The sequence below is a fragment of the Chryseomicrobium palamuruense genome (genome assembly GCF_042649045.1).
In the GTDB taxonomy this organism is placed as follows: domain Bacteria; phylum Bacillota; class Bacilli; order Bacillales_A; family Planococcaceae; genus Chryseomicrobium; species Chryseomicrobium palamuruense.
Genome location: NZ_JBHSEF010000009.1, coordinates 292,529 through 305,652, shown reverse-complemented (window position 1 = coordinate 305,652; position 13,124 = coordinate 292,529). Strand labels below are relative to the sequence as shown.

At 45.2% G+C, this 13,124-nt stretch carries 11 protein-coding genes; 2 read left to right on the top strand and 9 right to left on the bottom strand.

What is annotated here, in order from left to right; genetic code table 11:
- Positions 1–23: 23 nt before the first annotated feature.
- Positions 24–932 (bottom strand): EamA family transporter, encoded by a 909-nt coding sequence (locus ACFO0S_RS03025; RefSeq protein WP_378140040.1) that lies wholly within the window; start codon positions 930–932, stop codon positions 24–26.
- 138 nt (positions 933–1,070) lie between these two features.
- On the opposite strand from ACFO0S_RS03025, the gene ACFO0S_RS03020 reads away from it, so the two are divergent.
- On the top strand, positions 1,071–2,771 hold the full coding sequence (locus ACFO0S_RS03020) for a putative bifunctional diguanylate cyclase/phosphodiesterase (RefSeq protein ID WP_378140038.1): 1,701 nt from the start codon (positions 1,071–1,073) through the stop codon (positions 2,769–2,771).
- A gap of 37 nt (positions 2,772–2,808) precedes the next feature.
- On the opposite strand, the gene ACFO0S_RS03015 is transcribed toward ACFO0S_RS03020, so the two are convergent.
- From ACFO0S_RS03015 to dacB, 6 genes are all read right to left on the bottom strand, one after another.
- Positions 2,809–3,300, bottom strand: coding sequence for a threonine/serine exporter family protein (locus ACFO0S_RS03015; protein ID WP_378140036.1), 492 nt, complete (start codon positions 3,298–3,300; stop codon positions 2,809–2,811).
- Between the two features lie 9 nt (positions 3,301–3,309).
- A complete protein-coding gene (locus tag ACFO0S_RS03010; protein WP_378140034.1) occupies positions 3,310–4,050 on the bottom strand; it encodes a threonine/serine exporter family protein in 741 nt (246 codons plus the stop codon).
- Between the two features lie 335 nt (positions 4,051–4,385).
- On the bottom strand, positions 4,386–6,320 hold the full coding sequence (locus ACFO0S_RS03005; protein WP_378140032.1) for a beta-propeller domain-containing protein: 1,935 nt from the start codon (positions 6,318–6,320) through the stop codon (positions 4,386–4,388).
- 156 nt (positions 6,321–6,476) lie between these two features.
- On the bottom strand, positions 6,477–7,637 hold the full coding sequence (locus tag ACFO0S_RS03000; protein ID WP_378140030.1) for a saccharopine dehydrogenase family protein: 1,161 nt from the start codon (positions 7,635–7,637) through the stop codon (positions 6,477–6,479).
- A 42-nt stretch (positions 7,638–7,679) separates the two neighbouring features.
- Positions 7,680–9,152, bottom strand: coding sequence for an aldehyde dehydrogenase family protein (locus ACFO0S_RS02995; RefSeq protein WP_378140028.1), 1,473 nt, complete (start codon positions 9,150–9,152; stop codon positions 7,680–7,682).
- 155 nt (positions 9,153–9,307) lie between these two features.
- Positions 9,308–10,780: a D-alanyl-D-alanine carboxypeptidase/D-alanyl-D-alanine endopeptidase gene (gene dacB / locus ACFO0S_RS02990; RefSeq protein WP_378140026.1), complete on the bottom strand. Its 1,473-nt coding sequence runs from the start codon at positions 10,778–10,780 to the stop codon at positions 9,308–9,310.
- A gap of 138 nt (positions 10,781–10,918) precedes the next feature.
- On the opposite strand from dacB, the gene ACFO0S_RS02985 reads away from it, so the two are divergent.
- Complete coding sequence (locus ACFO0S_RS02985; protein WP_378140024.1) at positions 10,919–11,581, top strand: TVP38/TMEM64 family protein; 663 nt, start codon at positions 10,919–10,921, stop codon at positions 11,579–11,581.
- Between the two features lie 64 nt (positions 11,582–11,645).
- On the opposite strand, the gene ACFO0S_RS02980 is transcribed toward ACFO0S_RS02985, so the two are convergent.
- Positions 11,646–12,137, bottom strand: a complete 492-nt coding sequence (locus ACFO0S_RS02980; protein ID WP_378140022.1) for a flavin reductase family protein — start codon at positions 12,135–12,137, stop codon at positions 11,646–11,648.
- Positions 12,138–12,338: 201 nt separating this feature from the next.
- Positions 12,339–13,091, bottom strand: coding sequence for a gamma-glutamyl-gamma-aminobutyrate hydrolase family protein (locus tag ACFO0S_RS02975; RefSeq protein ID WP_378140019.1), 753 nt, complete (start codon positions 13,089–13,091; stop codon positions 12,339–12,341).
- Between the last annotated feature and the right edge of the window lie 33 nt (positions 13,092–13,124).

Here is a 13,124-nt window from a genome sequence, read left to right as displayed (position 1 = left end):
ACAGCCTGTTTATAAAACAAGTCTCAATGTTCTGATTGTTTTTCTCCCGCAATCGTCAACCAGGTGATAAATAGGAGCATAATAATCATGCCGAGGTACTGCAATCCACCGAATACTTGGCTGAACCAGAAAAAGGAGACGACCATCGCGGTCAGTGGTTCGACGCTGGATAAGATACTAGTTTCTACAGCCGTTATGTATTTCATACTGGATAAAAACAAGACGAATGCCAGAGTTCCTACAACTATAATGGCGAGAGACATCCAGATGACAGTCGGGTTCGTCAAGAAGTGCCACTCATCGGAAGCCCATACCCCGGAAACGATTCCGAGAATGACGCCCCCAATCACCATACCCCAACCGACCACAAGGAGCACACCCCACTCCGCCATCAATCTGGCAGGATAGACGGTATAAAACGCGAAAGCAAGTCCGACTGCAATGCCCCAAAAGAGCGCTTCTCCTGATATCGCAAGTTTTCCGACCTGACCTCCCGTTAATAAGAAGAAAAGACCAACAAACGTTCCGAGCATTCCTATGACTTGATAGACGGGAGGAAACTTCCGCACTGTCCAGGACACAAAAAGAATAATGTAGACGGGACCTATAAATTGCATGAGCGTCGCGACCGTCGCGTTACTGGCATGGATGGCTGCTACAAACGTGTATTGAACCGCTAGCATCCCAAAGATTGCGAAGATCATCAGGCGGATGCGCCACGCCCGGTCCTTCCAGATTCGCCAGACCGGCTTTTTCGTCAACCTCAGTGACAGTAAGACAAGCGCACCGGCAATCAATAGGCGAAGCGTCAGGAAGAAAGGTACAGACATCGCATAGTGTTCTAGGAGCCATTCCATCATAGGACCACTTGCTCCCCATAACATGGCACCTGTAATGATTAAAACAATCCCTTTCCAACGTTGTGAATTCATTTCGATTCCCCCTGCCTATTTTCTATATTTCATTTACCACTTACCTAGAACTTTTGTAACATATCATTCAATCTCTTAGTGACGAATTGGTAATAATGAATTATACTGATAAAAAACGTGTATAAAGGAGTCCTTTGTATGGCACAAACTAACTATACGGTTGAGAATTTAGAACCTACTCTGCCGCTGCACCCCATCATGGACGAATGGGAACAGGTACAAACTGGATTAAAACAAGGCTTTATGTTCTATGTAATGGATGACAATGGAATGATTTTATCCACCAATCAAAAATTTCTAGAACGCAGTGAATGGACTCCGAAACGCGTGCTTGGAAAGTCACTCTGGCAATTGCTTCCTGATGAAGAGCCTTCTCGTCAAAAAGCCCACCAGATCATGATGCACCTTGAGCGCGGGCAAGTGTGGCAAGGGTCTCTTGAGAAGTGTACGAAGTCTGGTGGTTCGTACTGGGTTCAACTTCTTGCGGTACCCGTCGTCGATGAAAACAAACATCTAGTACACTGCTATTTTATCGAAGAAGAGATTACGGACAAGAAAATGATGCAATCGAAGCTTGAAGAAGCTGCCTACACAGATATCGAAACGGGTCTTCTCAGCCGCTACCGAATGGAAGAGCTGATGAAAGAGCACATCACAAGACGCATTGAATTTACGTACGTTCTATTATCCATCGATAAATTCTATACGTTAAAAGAACTGATGAATGAACAACACGAAGAAACCTTACTTCACGAATTCACTAACTTGCTAAAGAAATATTTTCCGGATTCGATTATCGGCCGCTTGGGACGCAATGAATTTGCGGTTCTTACCCCGCTTAGTGACTGGTACATCCAAGGCTTTAGCGATTTCTTAAAGTCCAATCCGATCTATATTGAACGTAAAGCTGTCGCACTCACGGTAAGTGGAAGCATGACCCGTTACCCCGATGACCAAAAGACGATTCATCATATCATTGAGGCGGCCCATAATTCCCTTCAACGTGTCCGCCAACAAGGTGGAAACTTGATTACCACACTACCGAAAGACGCGCATTCGAAACTTTCCCGACGTGTGGAAATTGAAAAAGAATTGCTCGTAGCTCTTGATCAGCAAAACTTAGAAGTCGTCTATTTGCCTATTTTTGATAGTGCATCCAAACAAGTCAGCTGTTTTGAGGCTCTTGTCCGTTGGGAAAGTGATGTCCTTGGGAGTGTGTCCCCCGAAGAACTCATCCCGATTGCTGAACAGACAGGTCTCATCAATGATATCGGCGCATTCGTGTTAGAAAAGAGTTGCCTTCAGGCTGCGGAGTGGCACCAAAAAGGATATGACATTAAAGTGAACGTCAACCTATCCGTGCGCGAATTCCATGATAAAAACATGGTCCGTGTCATCATGCAGCTCCTAAAACAGACAGGATGTCCGGCCAACCGTCTGCAAATCGAGATTACAGAAAAATTCGCACTCGAAGCGGAAGCGGAGAAGAGAATCATTGAACAGATGCATGCGCTCCAACGAGAAGGCGTCCGGTTCGTTCTCGACGATTTCGGGACAGGGTATGCCTCTCTCCGATATCTACAAATTCTCCCGATTGAGAGTTTGAAAATCGACCGCTCATTTATTCAAATGATGTCTGGTAATGACAAAGTACTGCGTTTGATCAAAGGGATGGTGTCACTTGGACACTCTCTACAAATTAAAGTGATTGCTGAAGGAATTGAAAGCGAACAACAAGCGAAACAACTTCAAACAATTGGCTGTGACGGACTCCAAGGATTCCACATGTCGATGCCGCTGAAAAAAGGAGAATTAGAACGTTTCCTTGCACATGAATAGATAGTGAGAAAACCAAGCGCCCGGTTGCGCTTGGTTTTTATAATTGCCGTGTGTCTTCAACGTCGACAAGTCCTTTTCGTTTTCTCGCCCCGAAGACTTTGCTGTACGTTTTTAAATAAATCTGCATGATGATTTCCGCAAACACAAGTCCCATCGCAATAGCACCGGAAATCAACAATGCCCGTGTTCCCAGTTCGATTGCCATGAGGTAATCTTGTTCGACGACATGTCGCATCGCATTGTAGGCAGAGGAACCCGGCACAAGTACAATGATTCCTGAGACACTGAACAAGATCATCGGCATCTTCCGGCGTCGGGCAAAGACGTGTGACAACATCGCAACGGTAAATGCACCGATAAATGTGGCCACCACTTGATCTTCGAGTTGAGACCGGGCGGATACAAAAGCCAACCATCCTACGGCACCAACTATCCCGCAATGTATCAACATTCGTCGAGGTGCATTAAACAGGACGCCAAAGGCTACAGCCGCTAAAAAACTAAGTAAGAGTTGATACACAATATCCATAGGCCCTCCTTAAAATGACAAGACGAGTGCTACGCCTGCTCCAATAGCAAAAGCTGTGAGAAACGCTTCGGCACCTTTTGATAACCCGGACACGAAATGGCCGGCCATCAAGTCCCGCACGGCATTGGTGATGAGCAAGCCGGGAACGAGCGGAATGACCGATCCGATGATGAGCCCATCGAGATTCTTGCCAAATCCAGAATAGATAGTAAAATACGCAGCGATTCCGATAACAAGTGCGGCGAAAAATTCCGCAAAAAACTTCACGCGTGTCTGTTTTTCCACAAGTGTGGCAATCACGTAACCGAGTGCACCTATGGCCATCGCTGCCGGTAAGTCTAGACTGTCGAAGCCTAGGAGCAATAGAAATGCCCCGGAGGTGATACCCGCACAGATGATCTGCAGCCAAAATGGAAAGGTTTTGTGCTCGGTCTCGATTCTGCGAAGTTCGTCGTAGGCTTCTTCAATGGTCATTTGCTGATTCGCGAGTTTTCGAGATACCGCATTGACCATGGCTATTTTTTCTAAGTCGGTCACACGGTTGTTGACACGCATCAGTCGTGTAGGGGCATTATTATTTCCGCTAAACATGATTCCCGTCGGCATGACAAAGCTTTGTGAACCAATCAAGTGCTGAGACCGTGCCATTCGTTCCATCGTATCTTCCGCCCGGTATGTCTCCGCCCCACCTTCAATCATCAAGCGTCCCGCCAACAAGCAGCATTCTACGGTAATTTCATAATTGGACATGTCATGCCTCCCTTCCCCTTAGTCTATCGAACTTCGCGAGGGCTTGGCAATGTCTAATTCTGTTGGAATCCTTTTTGGTTGGCGTGACCAGGGGGGGAAGCTGTTCTACTTTGAATAAAACCTTTGATTGTGGGGGAAGTCGTCTGTATTGTAGGGAAAATTGAATTTTTTGAAGGTATAGTGAGAGATTACAGGCAAAATTAGATGTATTGTATGTCATCCACAAAGACCACATAGAAATACGGTCTGATCGTGCTTTTCTTTCTGCACAATCAAACCGTATTTCTTTACCTCATCTTTTATTAAAAACCCATCTGTAGTAGGGCTAGTAATCCTTAATAAGTCAGCGTCTGTTTTTTCTCGAACGTTGTGAAGTCGTAGCTTTCGATTTGATTCATCGCAACCGTATAGAGGGTGTCATCCACATAGACAAGACGCTGGACGAGTTTTTCCCACTCTTCGTATTGCTGTCCTTCCACTTTCTCATTCATGAGAGAAGCAGCCCTCGTAATGCCCTCTTCCGGGGTGACTTTATAAATCATCGCGCCTTCGCCTTCAAACGTTAGCTCTTGGCCCGCCTTACCCGTATAGACCGTTACAGGGAATCCGTAATAGTTTTTCTCCTGGTGGATCATGAGGGCCTTGTGATCATAGTGCACTGGGGAATACGTACCCTGCCCACCGATGATTTCTGTATCTTGTTCTTTCGGATTCGCAAAGTCACTCACATCGAAAAGTGAAAGTTTCATCCCGCCCGTGACAACGCTTGGCTCTTTCATCCCTGGGAACGTCACCATTTCGGTATCGTACCCGATGCCGAGTAAATGATTCTCTCCGACCGGATGTAAGTAGTTGCTAAAGCCTGGGATCTTCAGTTCGCCAAGTACCTTTGGATTTTTTGGATCTGCGACGTCAAAGACAAACAGGGGATCGGTTTCTTTAAAAGTTACCATGTACGCTTTGTCGCCCATAAAACGAGCCGAGTAGATGCGCTCATCTTTCGCCAGTCCTTTGATTTCTCCAACACGATTCATGTTCGCATCTAAGATAAATAAATGGTTCTCTGAAAGCTGCTTTTCATTCCACGCATCGCCTTCTGTGGTCACCACCCTAAAGTGACCATTGTACTCATCCATCGAGAACTGATTTAATAGATGGCCCTCTAAGCGGTGGGAGGCGACATACGTGATTGACGTTTTATCGATTGAAAACTTAAACACTTCTGTATCGCGAACCCCTGGATTCCAGATCATGATCCGGTCCATGATTCCGTCAGATTCAGTTGTTTCGGAACTCTCATAAATGGTTGTCGTGAGATACAGCGATTCAGTCGACATATAGAGCTGTTCACTACTACCTAAGTACCCTTTCATGGTTAGCTGCGCAGACTCTAAATCATCGAGCGAGAGCGCAGAAATCATGGTATAGCTCCCTTCAAGCGTGTCCGGCAAAATCGTGATATCTTCATAATCAACTACCGACGACTTTTCTCCTTCCTCTGAATCATAGCTGAATGGACGCAACTCAATGTCTTCATTTTCTTGAAACGCCCACATGCGATCGTATAAATTGGAAATGAAATAAACCGTGTTATCGGTTAACCGCGCATGTGACAAGTAGCCTTCTGAACCAATTTCACGAACTAGCGTCGGATTGGCTGGGTCTTCAAGAGAATAGATGCTCGCCATCGCCATTCCATCACTTGGCATCCACATCGCATCTTCCGCTGAACCACTCACTTTCGGTTGAACCGTGTGTATATAGTTTTGATTCATGACGATTAAATACTCGTTGGTTAGGAACAATTGATGTGGATACCGATCGCCACCGAACGTAATGCGCCCCGTCTCTTTCATCGCTTCCGGATTTTGAATATCGAAAATGACCACTTCTTGATTGGATACTGTGAAGAGATAGTCTTCGTTCAACTTAACGGTATCGGCTTCATCGACGCCTTCTACTTGGTTATTTGTAGAAGACACGTCCGATTCTCCGCCACCTGTCCCGCTGTTCGAAGACTTCGCACTATCAGCTGCTGAAGAGTCTTCTGATTCAGCTTCTTCCAACACCATACCGAAACCAAGATTGAATTCTCGTTGCGCTTTCTTAACCCGTTCAAAGTAATCGCGAAGCTCATCTTCTTTCGTGACTACAGTCATTTCTGGGTTCGCTTGAACCGTTGCACCTGTCCAGTCACTTACCCAATAAAATCCTCCGACTAATGCAGCGACTAACAATGTAGCAAATAAGGGCATTCTCCACTTTTTCATTGTCTTTCCCTCTTTCTTCTAGGTTTTCTAATGCATTAGACAGAAGTTCCGGAAGAAAGTTACAGCATATCCAAAATTATTTTTCGTTTTATTTCCCGGGAAATAGACAGTAAACGACAAAACCCCGCAAACGACAATGCCGCTGCAGGGCTCCCCTTACATCTGGTCAGTTTTAACGTACTCTTTAATTTCTACGCCACGCGCTGCCATTTCTCGAATGTACAGTTCACCAGGCACAATAAGTTCCGGTGGATGAACGCCACGAGACGTGATTGTTTCATTTCCGATCATTTGAGCAACGACGGAAATCGTATTCGCTGTCGCCCGTGCCATGGCTGTAGTACCAGATAGCTCGTCTTTTGTCGTCACAAGCTCATAAAGATAACTCTTCTGGTCCTCTCTCTCAAATCCTTCTACAATGACACGCAGTAAAACAGCATCTTTCTTGTCGCCTAACCGAAGCTTTGGCGTTAACACTTCCCGAAGTACATCCCGTACAGAAACAATATGACCATCTGCATTCACTGTTGTCTCTTTATTCGTCAAGCCCAAATCTACAAGTAGCTTGAACTTCTCAGCATGACCTTTGTAGCGGATCGTTTTGTATTCTAGCGTATCGATACCTGCAAATGTATGCCCGAGTGTCGAGGTCCCACCAGCCGTATGGAAAGCTTCCAGCTCGTCAAACCCATCGAAATGAATCGGTTCAATCTCCGACAGAGAATCGACTTCTTGAAATTCCCCATTTCGAATGACGTGAGATTTGTCAGTGTAGTGATCAAATACACCGTCGAGCGAAAACACGAGATTGTACTTGAAGATACCTTCTGGTTCGACCGGAATCCCACCGACATACAATTTGATCGAGCTGACCTTATCCAGTTTCTTTGCACCATGCCCAGCCAAGATATTGATCATTCCCGGAGCCACCCCTAGATCCGGAATCATCGTCACCCCAGCTTCTTTGGCTTTTTCATCGAGTTTTAAAATGTAGTCGGTCGCACCACCGATATGACCACCTAGGTCGACAGCATGCACGCCGAGTTCAATCGCGAGTTCCGCCACGCGTTGGTTAAATGAATAATACAGCGCGTTGACAATTACATCGCAATCTTGAATAAGTGATTTTAACGAGTCGTCATCCTTTGCATTCAGATGGCGGACTTCCAGTTTCGGATTTTGTAGCTTTTGCTGAAACATCTCCGTTTGCCCGACATCTAAATCTCCAATAATGACTTTCTCTACATTGGGTCCTTTGACTAAATCCGTTGCCGCTTCTTTCCCCATCAAACCGGCACCAAGTACGCCTACGATCATATGATTAGCCCCCTTGTTGTGATTTCTCCCATTTGTTCTGGCTTACTCTGTGTCGATCTGCGCGCGCTGCAGCTTACCACTGAAGTCGACATAAATGCTCTTCCATTCTGTGTAGACGTCGAGTGCAGCTACCCCGGAATCTCGGTGACCATTTCCTGTCCCCTTCGTACCGCCAAATGGCAAGTGAATTTCTGCTCCTGTCGTTCCTGCATTGACGTAAACAATTCCTGTATCTAGATCTCGCTGTGCTTTGAAAATAGTGTTCACGTCTTGTGAGAAGATGGAGCTCGACAACCCGTACTTCACACTATTGTTCACTTCAATCGCCTCATCTAGAGATGCCACTTCAATGATGGATACGACCGGTCCGAAGATTTCTTCTTGCGCAATACGGGAATCCCAAGGGACATCTGTAAAGAGGGTTGGTGCATAGTAGTGACCTTTCGAAAGATTTCCATCTTTAAGTACTTCTCCGCCCGCCAGAAGTTTCGCACCATCTTGTTTTCCAATTTCGACATAGCTATGAATTTTTTCTAAAGCACCCGCATTGATGACCGGCCCTATTTTCACCGACTCATCCGTTCCGTCTCCAATTGTCAGATGCTTCATCTTCTCAAGCAAACGGTCCTCGAGCTGCTTCTTGACATCTTTATGCACAATCACACGACTACATGCCGTACAACGTTGTCCCGCTGTTCCGAAAGCACTCCATAGAATCCCGTCCACTGCTAGGTCAAGGTTCGCGTCATCCATAACAATGACCGCGTTCTTCCCACCCATTTCAAGCGATACTTTTTTCAAGTGGCGGCCACCTAGTTCCGCTACTTTGCTTCCTGTATCCGTTGACCCGGTGAACGAAATTACTTTCACATCCGGATGCTCAATCATTGCGGTTCCAACATCAGACCCGGAACCAAATACGACGTTGGCAACGCCTTTTGGAAGTCCCACTTCTTCAAAGATTTTTGCCATTTCGTACGCCATCATTGGCGTTTCTGTTGCTGGCTTCCATAAGAATGTGTTTCCTGCAACAAGTGCCGGGAATGACTTCCACGTAGCTATAGCTACCGGAAAGTTCCACGGCGTGATCAGTCCAACGACACCAATTGGCGCGCGAACGCTCATCGCAAATTTATCTGCAAGCTCAGAAGGCGTGGTTTCACCAAATAATCGGCGCCCTTCGCCTGCCATATAATAGGCCATGTCGATTCCTTCTTGGACCTCGCCACGCCCTTCTTCGATCACTTTACCCATTTCTTTCGTCAGTACCTGCGAGAGGTGTTCTTTGCGTTCTTCCATCAGTCGTCCGATGGCATACAAGTACTGGGCGCGCTTCGGTGCTGGTACTTTTGCCCATTGTTTTTGCGCAGCTTTCGCCTGTTCAACTGCTTGAGCGACCACATCTGCATCTGCCATTGGTACTTCTGCAAGTACTTCTCCTGTTGCTGGATTCAGAACGTCTTTGTGCGACGCTCCGTCCATCCATTCTCCGCCGATAAAGTGTGCTAGTTTCATTGTATCCCTCTTTTCAAGATGTTTGAAAACGCTTACAATATACTATTCGACAAGACCGACTCGATTCCTGCTTATTTTTGGAAAACTTCTGTTTCAGCTCCTATAAAAAAAACTACATGTCCTTCTGTGAGAATAGAAGAACATGCAGTGATTATTTATTTGCGTTTTGCATTTGATATGGAGATGACCAAACGGTCGATCAGTGGAATCATGTTCGTTGGGTTACGATCCGTAAGAATCGTGAAAATCAGTTCTTCCCCGTCGGCTGTTTTCGTATAGCCCGCGAGTGCCTTCGTATTTCGTAAACTTCCCGTCTTCGCTTTCGTGATTCCACGTGTCGCCGTTGTGTCTAAACGGTAGCGGAGCGTTCCACCGGTAATGCGATTGTTTACACCACCGACCGGAAGAGAGTGAACAAAGGTGTTTGACCATGACTCTTGACGGACTGCGTAGAGAAGTTCACTCACTTGTCGGGAGGTCAGTCGGTTGCTATAGGATAACCCAGAACCGTCCTCGAAACGCCACTGGCTCATATCCAATCCAATCGATGTACCATATGTACGCATGGCTTCGATACCTGCTGACCAGCTTCCTTCTCCATTTACTTTCTGGCCCATTTCTTTAACGAGCGTCTCCGCGATCGTATTGTTGCTTAGTTTCATATAGACCGGTAACAACTGCTTCAATGTCTGCGATTTCTTCTCTGCTAGAGGTGTCGCAAACGTTGGGACACTACCTGTTACAACCTTCCCTTGTCCTGGAGCAAAATGAATGCCTTCCGCAAGCAATGCTCGTTTGAAGACATCTAATGTATAGGCAGTTGGATTGGAAACCGAGATCCATTCTTTTTTCGTTCCTGCACCTACCGGAATATTTCCGGTAATTACAATGGTGTTTGTACCCGACTTACGTGTAATTTTCACCGTATTCGCGTATCCTCTAGGTACCGTCTTCGTTTGATTACTCACACTCACCACACTTGTCATAGGTTCAAGAGACACTTTCGCTCGTCCACCGACAGCACCCGGTGACGCACTAACGATCATCGACCCGGCATCGTAATCTGTACTTGGGGAAATGGTTAACCCGGAAATTTGAGCGGCATAATAATACGGCTCATCTTCTTTTTGAATAGCACCGGTTGTTCGTTGCGAATCAAACCACGTATCGTCACCAACGATGCTTCCGTTGATGCGAACGATGCCTTGAGCTTTCAGTTGTTTTGCAAAGTTCGTTAAATCTGCTTTGAGTAGTGTCGGATCTCCTTGACCCTTTAAATACAAATTGCCGTGCAACGTTTTCGATACTTTCTTCCCATTTGTCCACATGGATGTCGTAAAACGGTGATCTTCACCTAGTAAGCCAAGGGCGCTCGCTCCTGTCATCAATTTCATTGTTGACGCAGGCGTTACAGCTTTATCCGGATGAAAGAAGTACACAATCTCTCCTGTACTTGCCTTCCGAATCGTGACAGATGTATTGGATCGTTGAAAGCGTGAATCCGACAAAATACTATTCGCTGCATTTCGGATATGTGTATAATCTGTAGATGCTTCTGCTTGTGAATGTTCGCCAAATAAGCTGAATGCTAGTAGGATGGCGGCCATCCAAGTGATTTTTCGTTTCATGGGTCACCTCGGTTTTTTGATTTCATTTTACCACCCGATTTCGACAAATTGACGAACTTTTCGAAAAACGATACATATTTCCTAATTCTTTCAAAAAAGCATGCTATGATGGAAAGAATAGAAGACCTGAGGTGCGCTATGAAAAAATTGGTAATTACTCTCCCTGCTTTACTACTCATCACATGGCTACTTTATTTGCACTTCGACCTGTTTTCCTATCTATTTAATGGCGAGACGGAGAAAGCGCAAAGCTATTTAGCTAGAAACCTACCGACAACCTTATTATTAACCTTTTTAATTATGTTGATTCAGCACACGTTTACTATTTTCCCTTTACTTTTGGTCATTTCAATTAATGTTTTGATTTTTGGTCTCATTCCAGGCTTTTTATGGAGCTGGTTGGCGAGCATTCTATCTTCCGCTTTCATTTTCTATGGAGTCCGCTATCTGTTCGATGATCTCGTTGCGCGGAAAATTCCAAAGCCAATTCTCCATTCGTTAAATGACAATGGCTTTATCTATGTGTTTCAAGCACGAATCATCCCCTTCATCCCGACAAGCCTGGTAAACTTGGCAGCGGGCTTAAGTCACGTTCGCTTTCTGCCCTTCATTTTGGCAACGGCACTCGGAAACTTCATTTTCTTTCTACTTCTTGCCTTAGTATCGGAAGGAATTCTCGAAGCATCCATTGAACAATTTTCATTAGTAGGTGTTGCTGTCGTAGCATTATTGATCTATTTAATTGTTCTGTGGCGGAAGCGACGACGAAAATGGAAAAAGCCGAACGGGCTGGAGTTATAAGGGCCATCAAGACACATCAAAACCCATGACGCAGGTGCATCATGGGTTGTTTGTATCCTATCACTTATGATTGTTGGTAAAACGCATCTGGAATTTTTCCGAAGAGGCGTTTGTGGTAAAGAAGAGGTTCCTTCTCTTCATTGACGATGCTCGTCACTTCACCAATTAAAATGATATGATCGCCTGCGTCGACAGTATTGTACACGTTGCACTCGAGTTGAGAAGCCACATTTTTCAACACGGCAACGCCATTTGTTCCGTTGTGCCATTCACATTTGCCAAAACGATCTTCTACACGGCTAGCGAAAAGCATACAAACATCGCTTTGATCTGCTGCTAATATGTTGACGTTAAATGTCTTTGCTTGTGTAAATGCATCAAAATGGTACGCATTCCTGTCAATCGACCATAAGATCAATAGTGGATCGATAGAGACCGATGCGAATGAGTTCACAGTCATTCCAATCGGATTCCCTTGTGGATCATTGGCAGTAACAACCGTTACTCCTGTTGGATAATTTCCCAGTGCTTGTTTAAATTGAGATACTGCATCCATATGTGTCACTTCCTTAATGTAAGTATTCGCTCCTTTCTTATCATACTAGAACGTCCATGCAATTGCTTCGGATATACTCTCATTCAAAAGACTGATTTTTAGTACGCCACTTACCTAGATCCCTCTCACTATCACAAACTTCTTGAAACCCTTCACCTTGCAAAAAAACTGCACCTCTCAAGGAGATGCAGTTGGTTGGTGTTATTGTCGGTCTCGTTTCTTCGAATCGTCAATTTCATTTCGACGTTTAACTGCTTGTTTAATGAAGGCATCGAAAAGGTTTCCAGAATGTTCGTCACCATCCATTGCAAATTCTTCCGGATGCCACTGGAAACCAAACGCAAAGGAATGCGTCTTACTTTCCATTGCTTCAATAATTCCATCCGTAGCGCGAGCTACAACTTCTAAGTCTCGTCCGATTTCATTACAGGCTTGATGATGGAAAGAGTTTACTCGGAACTTTTCTAGTCCAATTAGTTTCCCGATTTTCGAATCCGGCTCTAGTTCCACTTCGTGTGAGCGATACGTACGAGGTCCTTGCTGAAGATGCAGATAGGACTCTTCTTCCCGTTGAGCATGAATGTCTTGATACATTGATCCGCCTTGAACAACATTTAACATATGAAGCCCCCGGCATACACCGATATACGGCTTGTCGAGTTCCAACATTCGTTTGACTAGCTCAGATTCCATCTGATCGATTTCAGGAGCAATCTTCCCAAGCTTCAAATGTGGATTTTCTCCGTAATAGGAAGGGTCAATATCTTCGCCACCTGTGATAAACAATCCGTCCAAGCGAAGTGATAACTCATCTAAATTTTCATCTCCCATGACAGGGATCATTAAAGGCAGTCCGCCATATTTTAATACAGTTTGTACGTAGACAAACGGTAACCAAAAGTGATCTTGATTTTTTGACATTTCTGCTGATATACCAATAAGTGGCTTCACCATATATAACATCCTTTCTTCATTGCTGTGAGCAAT